This window comes from Lactobacillus helsingborgensis, assembly GCF_003173695.1.
In the GTDB taxonomy this organism is placed as follows: domain Bacteria; phylum Bacillota; class Bacilli; order Lactobacillales; family Lactobacillaceae; genus Lactobacillus; species Lactobacillus helsingborgensis.
Map to the genome: position 1 here is coordinate 1,491,365 of NZ_CP029544.1, position 19,966 is coordinate 1,511,330.

Here is a 19,966-nt window from a genome sequence, read left to right on the forward strand (position 1 = left end):
TATAGCTAACCTATTTCCATTCAGGATCGTTTGCAAGCGGCAATTTATGCCAATAATCAGGCTTATTCACTTGCCGGCCGCGTGCAATTGCCATTTCGTATTTAGCTACGTCTTTAGTAATTGTTGAGTCTGCTGCTACAAAAGCATGATCAGCAATATTAACCGGTGCCACTAAGGTAGCACCCGAACCAATAAACGCATGATCTCCAACGTTAGTGTGTTCTTTTTTAACGCCATCATAATTAGCAAAAATCGTACCACAACCAACATTAACGTCACGACCTAAAGTCGCATCCCCAACATAAGTTAAATGACCAACTTTAGAATCCTCACCAATTTCAGCATTTTTAATTTCTACAAAATTGCCGATATGTACGCCCTTGCAAATAATAGCTTTAGGACGCAAATGTGAATTTGGACCAATATCGGAAAAATCAGCCATTTCTGCTTCTTCAATAGTAGATGAAGTAACAGTGACATGATTGCCTATTTTCGAATCAATTATGCGTGAGCCTGAAGCGATTATAGATCCTGACCCAATCTCTGAATTGCCTTTAATAACCACATTTCCTTCAATTTGAGTATCACAACCAATTTTAACATCTGCATCAATATAAGCTGTGGCAGGATCAATAAAGGTAACTCCATTTGCCATATGCTTTTCGTTAATTCGTTTTTGCATCAGCTGATTAGCTTGAGCTAACGCAGAGCGATCATTGACACCAATGCTTTCAGTAAAGTCACGCATTTTGTAAGCACCAATTCTTTGTCCTTGACGGCGTAAAATTTCCAAAACATCAGTTAAATAATATTCACCTTGGGCATTATGGTTATTGACCTGTTTCAGGGCTTTGAAAAGCTGTTTATTATCAAAGCAAAAAACACCAGTATTAATTTCGTTGATTTTTAATTCATCAAATGTCCCGTCTTTTTGCTCTACAATTCTTAAGACATTATCCTGTTCATCGCGGATAATACGACCATAGCCATAAGGATTAGGAGCCTGAGCAGTTAATACTGTAGCTGCATTGTCCTTACTTTGGTGATAGTCAAATAATTTTTGAAAAGTTTGACTTGTAAATAATGGCGTATCACCAGTTATTACTAAGGTCGCACCATCTTGATCTGCCAGTTTATCTGCAGCAGTTAAGACAGCATCTCCTGTTCCTAATTGTTTTTTTTGCAAAGCAAATTCAGACTTGCCAGCAAGAACTTTTTTTACTTCTTCCGCACCATTACCAACAATCGTAACTATCTTATCTGGTTTAATTGCCTTAGCTGCATCTACAACGTATTCGACCATAGCCTTGCCGCACACTTGGTGTAAAACCTTATATAGTTTTGACTTCATGCGTGTTCCCTTGCCAGCCGCCAAAACAACTACGAATTTTTTCATTAACTTCAGCCTCTTTTATATTCTTGAATAATAATTATCATTTAGTATATCATTTCTTAAACTAAAAGCGGTCAAATTCCGTGTGTGCAACTAATGAACCAGGTTCTGCCATAATGACTTTTTTCTTATCATCTACTCGTTTAATTTTAACTAAAGAAAGGTGCCCTTCAATTAATTTAACATCATCAAAATCTGCTTCGCATAATACACAAACTCCAGCAATGTTGCTATTAAATTCTTTGACTAATTGTTGCATACCAGTCAGGGTACCACCTGCCATCATAAAGTCATCTACTAGCAGAACATTGGAATTTTCTTTTAAAACCCTAGTCGGTAATTCCATTTTGGAAACACGATCAAGCGAAGAAGAAATATAATTTACAGATACAGTTGCCCCCTCAGTCACCTTTGAACGCTTGCGCGCAATAATAAAAGGAACATTTAAGTAACGAGCAACTGCTTGAGCTAGTGCAATTCCTTTAGTTTCGATAGTCATCACAATATCAATATTTGAATAAGCATAACGTGTTGCAATTAATTTGCCAATCTTATCCAAGTCTTCCGGATTACCTAAAATATCTGAAAGGTAAACGAACCCTCCAGCCAAAATACGATCTGGATCTTCAATCCGTGTTGCCAATTCATTTAAATAATTCTGAGCGTGCTTTTTGCCCCAAAAGGGAATGTAACGCACACCTCCTGCTGCTCCTGCTACAGTTTCCAATATGCCGTCTTGATTATTTGCTAATGTATGTTTTAAAATTGCAAGATCCTCTGAAATTGATGATTTTGCTGCACCATACCTTTTTGCAAAAAATGGCAGCGGAATTAAGTCATGTGGTCGTTCCATTAAATATTTAGTCATATCTACTAATCTCTCTGAACGTTTCATAGAATCTCCTTTCTATTGTTTGTCTTTTGCCAGTTACTACTATACACTCAACCGCAAAAAAAGGCACTAACATTTTACCAAATGTTAATGCCAAAAGATATAAATTTTAGACGGTCAGCTTTTAAGCTGATTAATCGAACTTTAAAGTAATGTTTTTGGTTAACAAATCCGTGTAACTGTATGAAACATGTTTAAAATTATTTGAATCTTGATCTAGGTCAACCACAAAAACTGCGGGAAAAGTCTCCTTTAAAACTCCTCGTCTTTTGGTAACCTTCTTACGTCCTGCTCTTGCAACTACAGTTAACGAATCACCTAAATGTGAATCCAGCTTACTCTTAATGGTCATAATAGATGTTGGCAATGAAAACAACTCCTTTGAGTTGTATTTTACCACTTTATTATTATTTTTTCAATTCTTTTTAAAAACAACCCCAGAATATTTTCGTCATTTTTTAACCGGCACATTGCGGGCAATTTCCACAAACTGCTTCAGTGTCAACTGTTCTGGTCGAACCCGCTCATCAACTCCTAAGGAGCTAATTAGGCGCAACCGTTTTGTACTGTCAGGCAGAAGTGTTTTTAAATTATTATTTAATGTTTTGCGTCTTTGTGCAAAACACATTTTAACCACCCAGTTAAAATGTGCGGGATCATCAATTTTTATTTTACTTTCTTCTGGTAGCGGCTTTAATACCACTACACTTGAATCAACCTTGGGTCTAGGAATAAAGGAGCTGCTTTTAACCGTCAAAAATGACTTCACGCTCATTTCCGCTTGAACCGCAATTGTCAACGGACCATAGTCTTTTGTTCCAGCATGTGCGCTCAAGCGCTCTGCTACTTCTTTTTGCATCATTAAAGTTAAGTTTGAAAATTGCAACGAAGAATTATTAAGGAAGAAAATGATGGGCGTCGTAATGTAATACGGTAAATTTGCAACTACTTTAATTGGCTTAGCAAGGTCAAAAAATCCTGCTAAATCTTCTGTAAAGTCAGCTTTTAAAATGTCTTTCATTTTTAATTTAAAAAGCTGGTCAAGAGGCTGCCCGTTGACTTTAGGGGGTAATTCGTTATGCAAAATCTCTTTTAGATTCTCATCCACTTCATAGGCAAAAACTTTGGCCCCTGCAATTAGTAGTTGCTCAGTTAAAGAACCAATTCCTGGTCCTATTTCAATTACCTGATCACCAGGTTGAATTGCTGCTGCTTCGACTATGCCTTGCAGTGCAGCCAAATCAACTAAAAAATTTTGACCCAAATTCTTTTTAGCACGCATGAAATAGCGGTTAATAATTGCCTGCGTTCTAATTGGAGAACCAATAGGAATTTCATTGCTCATTTTTAGCCTCCTCAACTGCTTGTTCTAATGTAGAAAGCGAAACACCGAACGTTTGTAATCGTTGGTAAAACTGCTTAGCATTGCCGTAGCCAATTCGCAGTTTAATCCCCACTTGCTCACGCAATTTACGAGAATTAGAACCACTCGTTAAACCAAGTTTTTGATATTTTTCTTTTGTCAAATCATTACTCGGCTGCTTGTTTTCGTGCAAATCCGATAAGGCTTTGGCAAGAGCTTCTTTAGAGGCATGTTCAACGCCTAAAGAGTTGCCCTTCTTCTGAGGCTCCCCTTCTTTGCGAGAAATAAACGCTTGTTTAGCAGTCGGCACTGCAGCAGTCACCAATCGTCTTATCCGTTCACCATTTAAATCAGGATCAGTCAAAACAATTATTTCTCTTTTGGTTGCTAATTCCCTTAATTGCGTTAGTACTGTTTCTGGTACATCCGACCCGTTTGTCTCAATTGTTTCAATTCCCGGAAAAAATTGCTTAAGACGAATAGTATCATCTTTTCCTTCAACTACAACCACGGCGTTAAAATGTTTTTTAGTTAAGACCATAAACCCTCATCGTATTTTCGTATGTTGCCTGCGCAACTTCATTTAGTGAAATTCCCTTCAATTCTGCTATTGCTTTTGCCACGTAATAGACATTTCCCGGTTCATTTTGTTTGCCGCGATAGGGCTTTGGTGTTAAATATGGCGCATCAGTTTCAACCAGCAAACGATCTAAAGGAGTTTTACGCGCTGCTTCATGAACTTCTACCGCCTTCGTAAACGATACCACTCCGGAATATGAAAAGTAGACATTTAGAGCTAAAAATTTATTCAACCAGGAAACGTCCCCATTAAAACTGTGTAAAACGGCACCATATTCTAAGTTGCTATTTTTTAAAATAGCATAACAGTCTCCAAAAGCATCCCTGGTATGAATATCTACCGGCTTTTTTAGTTCATGAGCCACTTCAACCTGTCTGGCAAAAACTTCTTTTTGGATAGCGCGAGGTGACTCGTACCAATAGTAATCTAAGCCAATTTCGCCCAGAGCCACTACACCGGGCATTTGCAACTGTTCAATTAAAAGATCTTCTGCTTTTTGATCATAATTTTTAGCCACATCAGGGCAGTAGCCAACCATAGCATAGACTTGGTCAAAGCGCTGACTTAAATCAATTGCTCTGTGATTAAAATCTGGATCTTGTCCTGCACAAATCACCTTGGTCACACCAAGCTTCTGAGCACGATCTAAATAAAATTCTTCTTTGCCACGAAATGGTTCATCTTGTAAATGAGTATGGTTATCAATTAATTCCATTAACTTAGTTGGGCCCCAATTTCATGTTCGTCACCGACCAAAGCCAGTTTTACTTCACCATGTTTTTCACTGGAAAGCAGCATGCCTTGGCTCAGATGACCTAACATTTTACGCGGCTTAAGATTAGTGACAGCCAGAACCTTTCTGCCCAGCAGCTCACTGGCATTCGGATAATATTGTCTGATACCACTTAAAATCTGTCTTTCATCGCCGTTGCCAAAATCAAGCTGGAACTGTAGCAACTTTTTAGAGCCTTGAACTGGTTCAACAGATAAGATCTTACCAACTTTAATCTTAACTTTATCAAAATCAGAAATGCTGATTTCTTTGTCCTCACCTTGTTCACTGCGACTTTGTTTCTTAGGCTTTGCCTTAGCCATTTCATCCTTAATATATTTAATTTCTTCTTCCGGTTTTACTCGTGGGAAGATTGGCTTGGGATCAGCAACCACTTTTGTGTTCCATGCGCAAGCGCCAAACTCAAGTTGTTTCAGTTCGTCATTGTGCCAATCAAGTCCCAACTGACGGTACATTTCAACCGGTGTTCTCGTCATTATTGGAGCAATTAATAGGGCAATAATGCGCAGACTTTCTGCCAAGTTTGACATTACCCGCGCTAATTCCGCAGTCTTGCCTTCTTTATTTAGTATCCACGGTGTTGTTTCATCAATATATTTATTTGCACGGTTAATAAACTTCCAGATATCTTCAATCGCCTGGGTAAAGTGCAGGGTATCCATTTCTTTCTTGTAATTGGCAATCACTGTTTGGGCAGTCTGCATCAAGTCTTTACCAAAATCATCCTGATCTTGTGCTACTGGTTTTACTAAGCCATCTTGATATTGATTAATCATTGAAACGGTTCTATTAAGTAAATTACCCAAGTCATTAGCCAAGTCATAATTTACCCGCTCTACAAAATCTTCTGGTGTAAAGACACCATCGGAGCCAAATGGTAAGGCACGCATTAAGTAATAGCGCAAAGCGTCAACACCATAGCGGCTGATTATTGATTCAGGGTAGACCGCGTTACCCTTGGACTTAGACATTTTACCGTCTTTCATTAATACCCAGCCGTGACCAATAACATGCTTAGGTAATGGCAGTCCCAAAGCCATCAACATAATAGGCCAATAAATAGTGTGGAAACGAACAATTTCCTTACCGACTAAATGAATATCAGCAGGCCAATACTTTTTAAATAAAGAGTCATCATCTGACCCATAACCAAGTGCTGTAATATAGTTAGATAACGCATCAATCCAAACATAAACAACGTGTTTAGGATCACTAGGAACTGGAATACCCCAAGAAACTGTCGTTCTAGTAACAGACAAGTCTTCCAAACCAGGCTTAATAAAGTTATTAACCATTTCTTTCTCACGTGTGTGGGGCAAGATAAAGTCAGGGTGTTCTTGATAGTATTGGTAAAGCCGGTCAGCGTACTTACTCATTTTGAAAAAGTATGATGGTTCTTTAACTAGTTGGACGTCGTGACCTGAGGGCGCCTTACCGCCAATCACATTACCATCATCATCTTTATAAACTTCAGCCAGCTGGGATTCGGTAAAGTATTCCTCATCTTCTACTGAATACCACCCAGTATATTCGCCAAGATAGATATCGCCCTGCTTTAAAAGTTGTTCAAATATTTTTTGTACGCCTTTGACGTGCTCTTGATCAGTGGTACGAATAAATTTGTCATAAGAAATATCAAGGCTTTTCCACAACTTTTTATAAGTAACAACCATCTTATCTACAAATTCTTGCGGTTTAATCCCCTGTTTTTCCGCTTTTTGCTCAATTTTTAATCCGTGCTCATCAGTACCAGTTAAAAAGAAGGTATCGTAGCCTTGGCTGCGTTTATAACGTGCCATCACATCAGCTGCGATTGTGGTATATGCATTACCGATAGTTAATCGGCCAGATGGATAGTAGATTGGTGTTGTGATATAAAAAGTTTTTTTATCAGCCATATTCATTTTCTCCTTAATTTTCGCTTAATTATACTATATTATACTACATCACTAAAAAAGGGAATTCCTCTCGGAGTCCTCTTTTTTGTAGTTATTTAGCAATCAAATTCAATTTTCTAAATTAAAAATCTTTCGCCCTTGAGGTAGAAATGCTTAACCAGCGTTGTCAATAAAATATACATTACGAGTATAGCAAAAACTATCCACATAAATGAGATTGGCATTTTGCCAAAGCCCAACTTTTGTGCCAAAAATGAAAATGGGATTAAGCTACCAATAACACCTGCGCCAAATGTTGCCAGCGTGACTCCCGGTGCAGCGTGTTGCTTAATAAACGGCAGACGCGGATCACGTAAAGCATGAATGACCATTTCTTGTGTCCACAGTGATTCAATAAACCAACCTGTGTGAAATAGAGCTACGAAAGCAACCTTTTGTGTTTCACTGATTGCATTGTAATTTCCACCTACAAGTTGTGGACAAATTACAAAGAAAAGCAAAGCAAAGGTTAAGATATCAAATACCGATGATGTCGGACCAAAATAAAACATAAATTTAGGTAATTTTTTAGTAGACCATGTTCTTGGCTCTTTCAAAAACCTATCAGACATATCGTCAAACGGTAGTGCCAAGCAGCTGGTTCCGTAAAGCAGGTCTAAGACTAAGAGCTGCAAAGGCAGCATCGGCAAAAACGGCAAGAAGGACGAAGCCACCATGATTGATAGGATATTACCAAAATTAGATGACAGGGTAATTTTAATATACTTCATGGTGTTACCAAATACCTTACGGCCAATTCTTACGCCCTCTTCTAAGACGTTTAAATCTTTATGAAGCAGAATAATATCAGCAGATTCTTTGGCAATATCGACTGCCGTGTCGACAGAAATTGAAACATCGGCCGCTTTCATCGCTGGAGCATCGTTGATGCCATCACCCATATAGCCTACAGTATGACCATTTTGCTTTAGCAAGTTAATAATTTTAGTTTTATCTTCTGGCGACAATTTAACAAAAATATTGCATTCCTCAACCATTTTTGCTAGTTCTTCAGGCTTTTTACCTTCAAGGTCTGCGCCTGAATAAACTGTGTCAACATTTAGTCCGACTTGTAAGCCAACAGTTCTAGTAACAGCTTCATTGTCTCCAGTTAAAATTTTAACGTTGATGCCATCATATTTAAGCCGTGCCAAAGCATCCTTCGCACTCTCTTTTGGCGGATCAAGAAAAGCCAGATAACCGCATAAGATCAGATCATTTTCATCTTTGACTGAAAACTCACCAACAGGAGCAGGGTTGCGCTTGTAACCCAGCATAATAACACGCAAACCGTCATCGTTCATATCGTTGACTTTAGCCATTACCCTTTCTTTACGCTCAGGAGTCAGCGGCAAAATTTGTCCGTCAACTTCCAGTTTAGTAGCAACAGCCATCATTTCTTCTGAAGCACCCTTAGTTACTAACAAGTGCTTACCATGCTGCTCATCGGAATTTTCTACCACTACGCTCATTCGTCTTCTGGAAAAATCAAAGGGAATTTCGTCAATCTTATTGTAATCACGTTGGATCTCGCTGATGTCTAATTCATCCCCCGCAGCCTCAATAATAGCTTTGTCTATCAAGTTCTTCATCCCTGTTTGATAGTAAGAGTTAAGGTAGCCTAATTCCAAAATGCGTGGGTTTTCTTGTAAATTCAAATCATAATGACGCTCTAGAACTACTTTGTCTTGTGTTAACGTACCAGTTTTATCAGTACACAAGATATCGGCAGACCCAAAATTTTGAATGGAATTCATCTTTTTAACAATGGTGCCCTTTTTCGACATCTCAATCGAACCTTTAACCAGATTAGTTGTTACAATCACAGGCAGCATTTCCGGCGTAAGTCCCACAGCAGTAGCAATTGAGAATATTAGCGCATTTATCCAATCGCCTTTAGTTATCCCGTTAATAATAAAAACTAAGGGAGCAATAATCGCGGTCATGATGATCAATAATTGCGAAACATTTTTGATACCGATATCAAATGTCGTATTTTTCACATCATTATGTGAAATATCATGGGCCAATTTACCAAACATTGTTCTTTCGCCGGTGGCAAAAACAATTCCGAGACCAGAACCTGAAACGATAGTCGTCCCTTCGTATAAAATGTTGGGATAATCTAAATAATCTCTATCAGACCCTAACTTGGGTTTTCTGGTAGCAATTTTTTCTACCGGATTAGACTCGCCATTTAAGGAACTTGACGAGCAGAAAAGGTCCTTACTCGTCAAAAGCCGCATGTCAGCCGGCACCATATCACCAGCAGCTAGGCGAATCACATCACCTACAACTACTTTACTGGTGTCAATTTCTTGGTCTTTGCCATCACGAATAATATCCGTAGTTACAGAAACCATCTTAAGTAAAGAATCTACTGCATTTGACGATCTGACGTTTTGGACAAAACTGGTAATACCCGAAATAAGCACCATTGTCACCATAATAGCAACAGTAGTTAAATCCTTTTCTCCCGCTGGTACAAAAATATAATCAGTAAACAAAGAAAGAGTAGCTAAAACAAGTAACACTAAAGTGAAAGGAGTAATAAAAGCCTCCGCTAAAAAGCGTAACTTAGAATTATGTTTACTGGTGGCGATAGTATTTGAGCCATATTCTGCCCTATTTTTTTCAGCCTGTTCACTAGACAAGCCGTTACTGCTTGCATGCAGCCGTGCTAAAGTTTCCGACCTGCTTTCTTTGGCAATTGCCTTGACTAGGGCCAGATCTTTGTTAGCAGCTGTACCATTTGGTTTTCTCAGCATTTTCCCCACTCCTTTTCCTCACAAAACAAAATCAAACAAACTAAAAAAGGGGCGCCCATGCTAACCGCTTGGCGACCCTTTTTCAACAGGTATTATTGTACTCATCGTTCAGTTTTAACACTACGTGACGTAAGCCTTGCTGCTAGCCATCTGGTTTTCGCCTTATATCGACGATAACTATTTGACCCGTTGGCATCTCTGGATGTTTCCGGGCGATAGCATCTGTTCACGTAGGAGTCTCACCTAACAGTTTATTTTGTTTTTATTCAATTTGCATTGTGAGTTTAATACATTAATCAGTAAAAAGTCAACTATTTTACCTTTTTCGGTAAAGATTATTTTTAAAGAAATAAATTAAACCTCCAACTACTAGGCCTAGAGCTAATGCAATCGGCAATGCCACCTTGTGCGGATGGGTAAGCTGGGCTCTTTCATTGCTGGACAAATCATACTTGTCTAATGAATACTGGTAACGCTGGTCAATTGTAGTTGCACAAGCCCTAAAAACGAAACGCAAACCTTCATTAAATTCTTTTTTATTAGTACTGCGCAACTTGTCGGATTGAGAACGAATTATATTTCCTCTAACATCAGCACTAAAAGCGCTGTGTAAGTCTTTACTGGAATAAATTTGCACATTGCGTTTTTTGTTTTTGGTTCCTACTACAATAAAAACGGTGCGTTTATACTTATTCAATTTAGCAGGCGTTAAATGATCGACACGATTTACCGTTTTAACAATTATTTGTGGCTGTTCACTGGTCTGAAAATAACGATCATTTTTTGCTAAAATTAACTTGCTGGTTTCACGTTCAAGCAAATTGCTATTATCTTTAATGTTGGGACTAGTAAAACCAGTCGTTGTTAGAAAAACACCAATTAATGCCGTAAAAAAAACTAGTTTAGTTTTCAGCATCTTCCAGCTTATGTGCCAATTGCTCCACATATTCGCGATCGATGTTAATTTGTTCATAAGGAACCCCACAGTCTTTAAAAAGTTTGATTGCAAGCGGATTGTCATTATAATCAAAATAATAATTGATTTTTTTAATTCCAGCTTGCACTAATGCCTTAGCACAATTATAACAGGGAAAGTGTGTGACATAAATTTCTGTGTCATCTGTTGAAACACCGTTACGCGCACACTGAATAAGTGAGTTCATTTCAGAATGAATGGTGCGCACACAATGCCCGTCAACTAATTGATGACCCACATCATCACAATGCGGCTGACCCGTAACAGAACCATTATAACCGGTTCCGATTATACGATTCTTTTTCACTAAAACACTGCCGACTAAAGCCCGATCACAAGTGGACCTTTGGGCAATGACCAAAGCCTGCATCATAAAGTACTGCTTCCAAGGAATTCGCTTACGCATTTTAGTTACCTCTTAAAATAATTCAAACCGATGGCGTCCCGCACCTCTTGTAAGGTTTGGTTGGCCACCTCGTTTGCCTTTTTAGAGCCCTCAATCAACATATCATAGACAGCAGACGTATCCTGTTCATATTGAGCACGACGCTCACGTATCGGTGCCAATTCTTTTTCCAACACTGTGTTTAAGTAACGCTTAATTTTGACGTCACCCAAACCGCCTTTTTGGTAATCTTCCTTTAATTGCGCTACCTTATCCTTGTCAGGATCAAAAATATCAAGGTAGGTAAAGACAGTATTGCCTTCCACTTTGCCTGGATCTTCAACATGAATGTGCTGCGGATCAGTATACATTGACATTACTTTTTGTTCAACAGTCTTGGCATCATCAGACAGATAAATAGCATTATTTAAGGATTTGGACATTTTGGCGTTACCATCTAAGCCGGGTAAGCGTCCTTCGCCCTTTTCAGGGAAATAGCCTTGGGGTTCTACTAAAACATTGCGGTTATAAACACGGTTAAAAGTCCGCACAATTTCACGTGCTTGTTCTAGCATTGGCTCCTGATCGTCTCCAACTGGTACTAAAGTTGCCTTAAAGGCTGTGATATCGGCTGCTTGCGACACTGGATAATTTAAGAACCCAACGGGAATAGAATCATTAAAACCTTTCTGCTTAATCTCAGCCTTGACAGTCGGATTACGCTCCAAACGGCTCACCGTAACTAAGTCCATATAATAGGCTGTCAGTTCAAACAAAGCTGGTATTTGTGATTGAATGAAAACTGTAGAAATTTCAGGATCTATACCTACTGCCAAGTAGTCCAGTGCTACTTGGATTAAACTTTTGCGAATTTTTTCAGGATTACGCGCGTTATCAGTTAAAGCCTGCGTGTCGGCAATCATGATAAATGGGTGATATTCACCTGAGTTTTGCAATTTAACCCTGTTTTTTAACGAGCCAATATAGTGTCCCACGTGCAATTTTCCTGTTGGTCGGTCACCTGTAAGGATAACTTTCTTTTTCATCATAATTTACCTTCCTTAAATAATTAAAATCTTTTTAATGTAATAATTATATTAATTCTACCAAAAATCATGCAATGATTAAATACGGAGGAAAAAATGTGCAATCAATTTCAACTGCCAAGTTTAGCAGAAATTAAAAAATACTTAGTAAATGACTTAAATTTGCCTTTAGTAGAACCGGCAAGCAATTTGCCTCAAAACCAGAACATTTTTCCTAAAGGTCTTGCTCCCGTTTTGGTTTATGCTGATAACCAGTTGCAGCTACTGCCCAAATCATGGGGTTATCCTAGTCCGTATGATCAAAACAAAGTCATATTTAATGCGCGAATTGAACGCTTTTTTGAAGAAAAACGGTCAATGTGGGATTCTTCTTTTGCCAAATCTCGTTGTATTATTGTTGCCAGCCAATTTTTTGAATCAGGACATAATACTTATTCTGCTGCAAATGGTCATACATACCATGAACGCTTCAGTTTCAAGAATACAAAGGGTGCATTAACACTAATTGCCGGAATTTATCAAAAGGATCATTTTTCAATGGTTACTACTCAGCCAAATAGGACTTACGCTGAAGTTCATAACCGGATGCCTTTAGTTCTCGAGGCTGCTGAACTGCGCCAGTGGCTATTTCAGAACTTTTCATCTTTAGTTGATCGCAGCCAGTTAAGTCTTGATTCTGTTATGTTACCACCTAAAAAGTAATAACAATAGCTCCAAATTACTTCAAACAGCTCCTCACTCCTATTTATTATTACGCAAAGTTAGATTGGAACTCTTAAAAAAATGATATTACTTTAGGAAATTTTTCTTCTCTTAGCTGCTTACTTGTAAAATTTTAAAAAACAAAACTTGGTTTCGAAAACGAAACATGGTAAACTGTTTGAGTAATGCGGGTATAGTTTAATGGTAAAATGTTAGCTTCCCAAGCTGAAGATGCGGGTTCGATTCACGCTATCCGCTTAATTAAAAAGCAATGACCATCAAAGTCATTGCTTTTTAGCTGCCGAATTATTAGTTACCAGCAATAAATTTAACTTTTAATTATAAGTTATTACAGCTATCTTTTTAAAAGGTAGTTGCACCTTTTCTTGTTAACTGGGTATAAAATGTGCAAGTAAATAGTCAAGATCTACGCTGCAGTCATTAGGATGCAATAACAGTTAACTTGTATTGCAAAAAACAATTTGTAGAACCTAACAGTGTGATAACAACTTTTGAATCGAAATTAGAAAAAGCCAGGAAACATTATTTCCTGACTTTTTCTAATTTCGATTACTTAAGTCATAATCATTAGGAGAACGCCATTTAATACTGCTAAATAAATTGGCATCCATAAAGTTTGCGTATAAAGGTATGACCAAGCAAAAAGGGCTCCAAAAATCACATTAATAAGTAGTAAAGGTAATGAATGCTGCCAATTAAGAAGACTGAATAAGATACCTGAAGTTAGTATCCCTAAAATTGCAGTTGAAACAGTGTTGCTTCTAAAAGCATAGTTAAATAAAAAACCAGTGATTAAAAATTGCTGCAATATCGGCAAAACTACACCAATGGCCACTACTAAAAACCAGTAAGTCGCTACTCCTTCATGGTGTAAATAGACAATTTGAAAATTATATAGTTTAAGCCTGCCATAAGATTGGAGCCATGAAACACTAATTCGCAATGCAGTTACCACAACAGTCAGGCTAATAATTAAGCCAAAGTTGCTAAGCCAAGAACCCGCAAAGCTACGGTCAAAAAAACGTTGTTCCCTATTAAAGCGATAAATAAAAAACAATGAAACCATTAATGAGATAGTTGCAAATAAGATTAGATCCCAAATATGAATTGGTGAATTAGCAGTAACTAGCTTAATCACTCCGGCAACCATTAAATAGCTAATAAAATAAATAAGATAGCGTATTAAGTTGCCTTGCCTTGATGCTGGTGTATTCACAAAAATTACCTCTATAATATTATTTACTCTACAAGTTCCATATTATAGCAAAAAAAGTAGCCTAGATAAAATATCAAGGCAGATTTATTAATCTACACTAATATTATTTATATCCTCCAAAGCAATTTTTTGACCAGCAACAATAATGCCGTCTTCACTATAACCACTGACAAAGCCAACAATATCTGCCGGCAACTGATTGTCGTCATTCATAACCTTAAGCTGCAGGTGAACCATGCGGTGATTACCGTACGCCTTGAGTAGCTGCAAGCTTATATCTTCTATACTCATAGTATCTTTAGCAGGATGCTTTACGCTACGCTTTTGTTTATCTTTATTAATTGCCATAGTATGATCGCTTAAAAAGAAGCCTTGCCACTTTTTCATTTTACGATCTTGGTAGTTTTTAAAAAAATCTTGGACAATTTTATCAAAATCATTCATAAGCATTTCCACCATTATGTCCGCCAACAAGACTGCTGCGTCTTATCGCCGTTGCCCCTTTAGACAGACTTGAGGCTTTGACTAAACTGGTAAAACCGTATTTTTTCCTGATTTTGTCAACAGTTATATTTATTGTGTGCTTTTTAATTTGCTGCGTCGCGGGAACAAAAAAGGTTAATTGCTGACAATTATCTGGTGCCAAGCGGCTACAATTAACCCCTAAAGCACGTACTGTTTCACCACGCCAGTTTTTACGAAAAAGTGCCAGTATTTCTTCAACCAACAAATCATTATCATTAGTGGGACAAATTTTTTGCTGCACGTTAAAGCCCTTGCGACTACCATCTTGTTCATACTTAGAAAAGCCAACAAATAAGCTAAGACAGCCAGCTTGTAAACGATGAGCACGTATTCTGGCACCAACCTGTTCGCCAATTTCACGTAAAACTATTTCAATTTCTCGTTGATTTGTGTAATCACGGTTTAAAATCTGCGAATTGCCATAATTCTTCATTATGGGATAATATTTTTCGCTAATAATGCTGCGATCAACTCCCCAGCTAATCGCAAATAGCTGTTCACCAATTACGCCAAACTCTTTTTTCAAAATTGCCGGATTAGTATGTGCCAGTTCATACATATTATTAATATGTAGGTGATGCAAGCGCCGAGCTATTCTTTTGCCAATCCCCCAAACTTCTTCCAAATCTTTAATTTGCCAAATAGTATCTGGCACATCAATATAATGCCAATAATCAATCATTGAACAGCGGTGCTTGGCTGATATGTCCATTGCCAGTTTAGCTAGCAGGGGATTCTCTCCAATGCCGCAAGTAGTATAAAGGCCTATCTTGTTTTTAATTTCTACTTGCATTTTACGCGCAACCAGATAAGGGTCATCTCCAAACAAACGCCAGGATTTAGTCATATCAATCATGCTTTCATCAATAGAATAGACATGGATATCTTCATCAGCAGCATACTTTTGAAAAATTGCCAATACCTGCATACTGCGCTTGATGTATAAATTCATATGTGGCTCTACCAAAATTAAATCTGGTGCTTCTTTTTTAGTGGGTAGATCCCGCACTCTCATGACGTTAGTCAATCCATACTTTTTCTTCGCTAAAGGTGAGGCCGCCATGATTAGCCCCGAGCCATATTTTGTATGTGGCTGATGCGAGACAACCGCTAATACAGCCTTCATCGGGTTTAGTCCTAATTGCAGGGCCTCACAGCTGGCAAAGAACGACTTGTTATCAATCATGAAAATCAAACGGTGCGGCTCATACCGATAATCATACATTGCTTTCACTTCCTATTGCAAACTCGTGTTCGCTAAAATAAATTATACAAACACAAGTTCGAATGATCAAGCGAAAAATTAGTCAATTTTTTCAATAGTAACTTGATATTCACCAGCCGGTGCAGCAACACTGACGGTTTTACCAACTTCTTTTTTCATGATTGCCTGCCCTAACGGCGAATCAAACGCAACTTTTCCAGCAGCAATATCAGCTTCCATACGACCGACAATTTGATATGTTTCAGTTTCTGGGTCATCAGCAAATTTTAGTGTGACTGTCTTGCCCAAATCTACTTTGCCATCAGCCTTTTTTTCAATGATTTCGGCATATTTCAATTGCTTTTCCAGATAACGCAGGCGACTTTGAAGGTGGCCTAAATCACGTTTTGCTTCCGTATACTCAGTATTTTCCGATAAGTCGCCTAGTGAGCGTGCTTCCTGCAAAATTTTAATTCTTCGAGGTCGGTCCTTTTTCAAATCAGCAATTTCATCTTTAATTTTTTGATAGCCCTGTGGTGTCATTTTTTGATAATAAACCAAAATATTTTTCTCCTATATTTTTGCTGCTAAAATTATCCACATGCTTAAAGCACTGTAATATTAGCTTTTTTATTTAATTTTTAGCACTCATAAAATAAGAGTGCTAATTATTTCCATTTTAAAAATCTGCATACTATAATAATAAGTGTCAGGAAGAAATGAAAGTCTTCTGATACAAATATATAAATTTTGAAAGGAAGTTTTTTACTATGGCAAATGATATGATGAATCGGCACAATGATTTATTCGATGCGATGAACGATTGGTTTGATCTTCCAAGAAAATTTTTTGACGATAACGAAGTAGCAAAATTAATGCAATCAGATGTTGTTGAAAACGACAAAGAATATGTAATTAAAGTTGATATGCCGGGAATGGATAAAGACAAGATCCACCTTAATTATAATAATGGTATTTTGAGTGTATCGGGCTCAAGAAAATCATTCAAGGATATGTCTAAGGACAACAGCATAATTCACCGTGAGAGAAGCGAAGGTCATATTTCACGTAGCTTCAGATTGCCAAACGTGGTTGCAAGTGACATTCACGCCAAATACGACAACGGTGTATTGACTATTACCCTGCCAAAGCAACAAGCTGGCGCAAGTGATAACTCAATTCAAATTGACTAATTGTCTTCAAATCATCAAAATATATTAACTCATTGATATAAGAGAAAGTCTATTTAAATTCATCTGAACTGTTTTTAAAATAAAAATTTTCAGAAACAATAAAATAAGCCAACCAGATTAAGTTCTGGTTGGCTTATTTTGTTTCCAATTACTTTAAATAGTTTTAATCTAAGAATATCAATAATAATTTTAACATAGTTATTCTTGCAGTTCGATTATTACTAATACGCAGTCCACTAGAGCAGAGACCACCTCACCTTTTAATCTTTTTCATTCTCAAGATTATTAACTGCTAAATTCAAATAACCAATGGCGCAACAAATATTTTTCTTAACGATTTAGATAAAACTGCTGCACCAATTTTAGCAGATGCTATTAAAAGCATGTCGCAGAATTACCAATAAAGTATTCAAAGTGCTCCAGCACAAAATGCACCAGAAAATACTCAAGATATGATTGCAGCGTTAAAGCAATTAAAAGAGTTAGTTGATGAAGGAATATTAACTGAAGAAGAATTTTCGGTTAAAAAGAAACAAGTTTTAGGATTATAAAGTCAAAGTGGGTTCAGCTATTGAACTCGCTTTTCTTTTAGCTTAAAATATAAAGTAATTTAAAAATAGATTAAAAAAGGAGAATATATTTTATGGCTCATAAACTAACTGTCCAAGAACTGGAAAAGTTTGCGGAAAACTTTAATAAAAATCCGCAAAATCAGGTTGTTGCTCGAGCTGCTCAAAAAAGTGGTGTTTTAACAGCTGCTTACAATGATCGCGTTCAAAGTGAATTGACCCGTGTATTTTCAACCGAACTTGACACGGAAAATGTTACTAATCAACGCCAATCAGGTCGTTGCTGGGAATTTGCTACTTTAAACATCTTACGCCACAATTTTGGCAAAAAATATCACTGTAAGAACTTTACTTTCTCACAAAGCTACAACTTTTTCTGGGATAAAATCGAGCGCGCAAATATTTTTTATGACAATATTTTGGCTACTGCCGATGAGCCGCTTGATTCACGCACCGTTAAAGCTCATTTAGACGGTGCCGGTGAAGATGGTGGTCAATTCCACATGGGAGCCGCTTTGATTGAAAAATATGGCGTTGTGCCTTCTTATGCTATGCCTGAAAGCTTTAACGCCAATAATACTATGGGCTTTGCCAAGGCTTTGGGTGATAAGCTCAAAAAAGATGCACTAGTCCTACGTAAATTAAAGCAAGATGGTAAAGACGATGAAGTCGAGAAAACCCGTAAACAATTCCTAAGTGAAGTTTACCAAATGACAGCAATTGCAGTCGGTGAACCACCTAAGAAATTTGATTTGGAATACCGTGATGATGATAAAAAATATCATTTGGATAAAGATTTAACCCCACTGGAATTTTTGCACAAATACATGGGCGATGTTGACTTCAATGATTACGTTGTATTGTCTAATGCACCGGATCATGAATATGATAAGTTATATGGTCTGCCATTTGAAGATAACGTTGAAGGCTCTTATCGTATTAAATTCTTGAATGTGCCGATGGAATACTTGGAAACTGCAGCTGTTAACCAATTAAAAGATGGTGAGGCTGTTTGGTTTGGTAATGATGTTGGTGAACAAAGCGATCGTAAAAAGGGTTATCTTGACAGTGACCTCTATCAATTAAGCGACCTCTTTGGCGTAGACCTTAAGATGTCTAAGGCAGACCGCTTAAGAACTGGTGCCGGTGCCTCAACTCATGCTATGACTTTAGTCGGCGTGGATGAGGACGGCGGTCATGTTCGCCAATGGAAAGTTGAAAATTCTTGGGGTGAAAAGAACGGAGACAAAGGTTTCTTCGTCATGAACAACGACTGGTTTAAAGATTATGTTTACGAAGTTGTTGTTCACAAGAAGTACCTGACTCCAGAACAAGTAGCTATTGCCGAAGGTCCTATTACAGACTTACCAGCTTGGGACTCACTTGCTTAAGCTATGCTATAACTAATAAAAAGACGAAATTCAAACACGAATTTCGTCTTTTTTGTTACAAATATTAATTACTTACTTCGTAGTAATAATTCATCAAATTTCTTAAAGAATAGCTTTTTATCAGCTTTAGTAACCAAAGTGATTTCCCGACCATTAGGATCATCTTCCATACGTCCAGCAGCTAATCCTTCCGTAATTACTTTTATTTGGTGCTTTTTACTTTCTAAAATCACTTCAGGATAAAGGACACTAATTATAGTTAAAACGTCCCAGAAGTATAATTGGACACTCTTAGTTGGAGGATTGACTAAAAGGCAATAGCCTTGCGCAACTAAATCAGCAGCTGGATATTCACGTAAGCTGGCCCAATGCATTCTTATCTCATCTGTTAGTGGCAGTTCTTCACTGCTTTCAAGACCTACAATTTGTATTGGAATATTAGATTGCAATACTCTTTCAAGTGCAAATGGATCCCAAAAGGTATTCCAGTCTTGTGTACCATCAGCGTTAACTTGAATAACATTACCATGTCCATCAAGCGCTCCACCCATCCAATACAGTTTTTCAATGTTATCTGCAATTTTAGGATTGGTTTCTAAAGCGCGCGCCAAATCTGTTAACGGCCCAGTCATAACTAAAGTTACAGGTTGACTTGCTGCCATAATTTTTTCGACCATATCTAAATGGGCAGGCTTTTCTGCCATTTTAGTAATCATTTTGCCAGATTGATTTAATAATGGTAAAAAATCAAATGAATAAGCAGCTTTACGCCATTCTTCTGGAAATTGGTTTACAGCCCGTGAATTTGACTTGGCAATTTCTATTTGGTCACCGCGTAAGTTAAATCTGTCCGTCATTTTACGGCATACTTCAACAGCAGGATCAACATAACCGTCAGCATCAATTGCACTGACCCCAATTAATTTAATGTCTGGAGCCAATAAAAGTAACAAATATGACACTAAATCATCAATATTACCGTCATGATTAAAATATATTTCTTTCATTTTTC

Annotated in this window: 20 protein-coding genes, 1 tRNA gene and 1 riboswitch; of the genes, 5 read left to right on the forward strand and 16 right to left on the reverse strand. The window is 37.6% G+C overall.

The window, feature by feature from the left end; genetic code table 11:
* Window positions 1-10: 10 nt before the first annotated feature.
* From glmU to trpS, 11 genes are all read right to left on the reverse strand, one after another.
* A complete protein-coding gene (gene glmU, locus DLD54_RS07155; protein WP_109918736.1) occupies window positions 11-1,396 on the reverse strand; it encodes a bifunctional UDP-N-acetylglucosamine diphosphorylase/glucosamine-1-phosphate N-acetyltransferase GlmU in 1,386 nt (461 codons plus the stop codon).
* Window positions 1,397-1,457: 61 nt separating this feature from the next.
* The gene (purR, locus tag DLD54_RS07160) at window positions 1,458-2,288 is read right to left on the reverse strand and encodes a pur operon repressor (protein WP_109918737.1); all 831 of its coding nucleotides are present in this window, start codon (window positions 2,286-2,288) and stop codon (window positions 1,458-1,460) included.
* A gap of 130 nt (window positions 2,289-2,418) precedes the next feature.
* Window positions 2,419-2,652, reverse strand: coding sequence for a Veg family protein (locus DLD54_RS07165; RefSeq protein WP_038524013.1), 234 nt, complete (start codon window positions 2,650-2,652; stop codon window positions 2,419-2,421).
* 84 nt (window positions 2,653-2,736) lie between these two features.
* Entirely contained in the window at window positions 2,737-3,630 is an 894-nt protein-coding gene (gene rsmA, locus DLD54_RS07170) for a 16S rRNA (adenine(1518)-N(6)/adenine(1519)-N(6))-dimethyltransferase RsmA (RefSeq protein WP_109918738.1), read from the reverse strand.
* Window positions 3,620-4,189, reverse strand: a complete 570-nt coding sequence (rnmV, locus tag DLD54_RS07175) for a ribonuclease M5 (protein WP_109918739.1) — start codon at window positions 4,187-4,189, stop codon at window positions 3,620-3,622. The genes rsmA and rnmV overlap by 11 nt, the downstream gene beginning before the upstream one ends.
* Window positions 4,176-4,943, reverse strand: a complete 768-nt coding sequence (locus DLD54_RS07180; RefSeq protein ID WP_109918740.1) for a TatD family hydrolase — start codon at window positions 4,941-4,943, stop codon at window positions 4,176-4,178. Before DLD54_RS07180 ends, rnmV begins: the two co-directional genes overlap by 14 nt.
* A complete protein-coding gene (gene metG / locus DLD54_RS07185) occupies window positions 4,943-6,919 on the reverse strand; it encodes a methionine--tRNA ligase (protein ID WP_109918741.1) in 1,977 nt (658 codons plus the stop codon). The genes DLD54_RS07180 and metG overlap by 1 nt, the downstream gene beginning before the upstream one ends.
* A gap of 116 nt (window positions 6,920-7,035) precedes the next feature.
* Window positions 7,036-9,726 carry a magnesium-translocating P-type ATPase gene (gene mgtA, locus DLD54_RS07190; RefSeq protein ID WP_109918742.1) on the reverse strand — a complete coding sequence of 897 codons (2,691 nt, stop codon included), beginning with the start codon at window positions 9,724-9,726 and terminating at the stop codon, window positions 7,036-7,038.
* A 92-nt stretch (window positions 9,727-9,818) separates the two neighbouring features.
* Window positions 9,819-9,984: riboswitch (M-box (ykoK) riboswitch) on the reverse strand.
* Window positions 9,985-10,042: 58 nt separating this feature from the next.
* Window positions 10,043-10,642, reverse strand: coding sequence for a hypothetical protein (locus DLD54_RS07195; protein WP_046327571.1), 600 nt, complete (start codon window positions 10,640-10,642; stop codon window positions 10,043-10,045).
* Window positions 10,629-11,108: a deoxycytidylate deaminase gene (locus DLD54_RS07200; RefSeq protein ID WP_038524032.1), complete on the reverse strand. Its 480-nt coding sequence runs from the start codon at window positions 11,106-11,108 to the stop codon at window positions 10,629-10,631. Before DLD54_RS07200 ends, DLD54_RS07195 begins: the two co-directional genes overlap by 14 nt.
* A gap of 5 nt (window positions 11,109-11,113) precedes the next feature.
* On the reverse strand, window positions 11,114-12,133 hold the full coding sequence (gene trpS / locus DLD54_RS07205) for a tryptophan--tRNA ligase (protein WP_109919020.1): 1,020 nt from the start codon (window positions 12,131-12,133) through the stop codon (window positions 11,114-11,116).
* 96 nt (window positions 12,134-12,229) lie between these two features.
* Between trpS and DLD54_RS07210 the strand changes: the two genes are divergently transcribed.
* Together DLD54_RS07210 and DLD54_RS07215 are read left to right on the forward strand one after the other, a co-directional pair.
* Window positions 12,230-12,835: an SOS response-associated peptidase family protein gene (locus DLD54_RS07210; RefSeq protein WP_109918743.1), complete on the forward strand. Its 606-nt coding sequence runs from the start codon at window positions 12,230-12,232 to the stop codon at window positions 12,833-12,835.
* Between the two features lie 187 nt (window positions 12,836-13,022).
* Window positions 13,023-13,093, forward strand: a tRNA-Gly gene (locus DLD54_RS07215).
* Window positions 13,094-13,409: 316 nt separating this feature from the next.
* Here DLD54_RS07215 and DLD54_RS07220 read toward each other — a convergent pair.
* The 4 genes from DLD54_RS07220 to greA form a co-directional block, all read right to left on the reverse strand.
* Window positions 13,410-14,072: a CPBP family intramembrane glutamic endopeptidase gene (locus DLD54_RS07220; protein WP_109918744.1), complete on the reverse strand. Its 663-nt coding sequence runs from the start codon at window positions 14,070-14,072 to the stop codon at window positions 13,410-13,412.
* 87 nt (window positions 14,073-14,159) lie between these two features.
* Window positions 14,160-14,516, reverse strand: coding sequence for a hypothetical protein (locus tag DLD54_RS07225; protein ID WP_109918745.1), 357 nt, complete (start codon window positions 14,514-14,516; stop codon window positions 14,160-14,162).
* The gene (locus DLD54_RS07230; RefSeq protein ID WP_109918746.1) at window positions 14,509-15,822 is read right to left on the reverse strand and encodes a Y-family DNA polymerase; all 1,314 of its coding nucleotides are present in this window, start codon (window positions 15,820-15,822) and stop codon (window positions 14,509-14,511) included. The genes DLD54_RS07225 and DLD54_RS07230 overlap by 8 nt, the downstream gene beginning before the upstream one ends.
* A gap of 78 nt (window positions 15,823-15,900) precedes the next feature.
* Window positions 15,901-16,362 (reverse strand): transcription elongation factor GreA, encoded by a 462-nt coding sequence (gene greA / locus DLD54_RS07235; protein ID WP_109918747.1) that lies wholly within the window; start codon window positions 16,360-16,362, stop codon window positions 15,901-15,903.
* 209 nt (window positions 16,363-16,571) lie between these two features.
* On the opposite strand from greA, the gene DLD54_RS07240 reads away from it, so the two are divergent.
* The 3 genes from DLD54_RS07240 to DLD54_RS07250 all read left to right on the forward strand — a co-directional run bounded on the left by DLD54_RS07240 (window position 16,572) and on the right by DLD54_RS07250 (window position 18,954).
* Window positions 16,572-16,994 carry an Hsp20/alpha crystallin family protein gene (locus DLD54_RS07240; RefSeq protein ID WP_034978036.1) on the forward strand — a complete coding sequence of 141 codons (423 nt, stop codon included), beginning with the start codon at window positions 16,572-16,574 and terminating at the stop codon, window positions 16,992-16,994.
* Between the two features lie 452 nt (window positions 16,995-17,446).
* Complete coding sequence (locus DLD54_RS07245; protein WP_109918748.1) at window positions 17,447-17,545, forward strand: SHOCT domain-containing protein; 99 nt, start codon at window positions 17,447-17,449, stop codon at window positions 17,543-17,545.
* A 92-nt stretch (window positions 17,546-17,637) separates the two neighbouring features.
* The gene (locus DLD54_RS07250) at window positions 17,638-18,954 is read left to right on the forward strand and encodes a C1 family peptidase (RefSeq protein ID WP_109918749.1); all 1,317 of its coding nucleotides are present in this window, start codon (window positions 17,638-17,640) and stop codon (window positions 18,952-18,954) included.
* A gap of 68 nt (window positions 18,955-19,022) precedes the next feature.
* Here DLD54_RS07250 and DLD54_RS07255 read toward each other — a convergent pair whose 3' ends face one another.
* Window positions 19,023-19,961 (reverse strand): nucleoside hydrolase, encoded by a 939-nt coding sequence (locus DLD54_RS07255; protein ID WP_109918750.1) that lies wholly within the window; start codon window positions 19,959-19,961, stop codon window positions 19,023-19,025.
* Window positions 19,962-19,966: the final 5 nt, after the last annotated feature.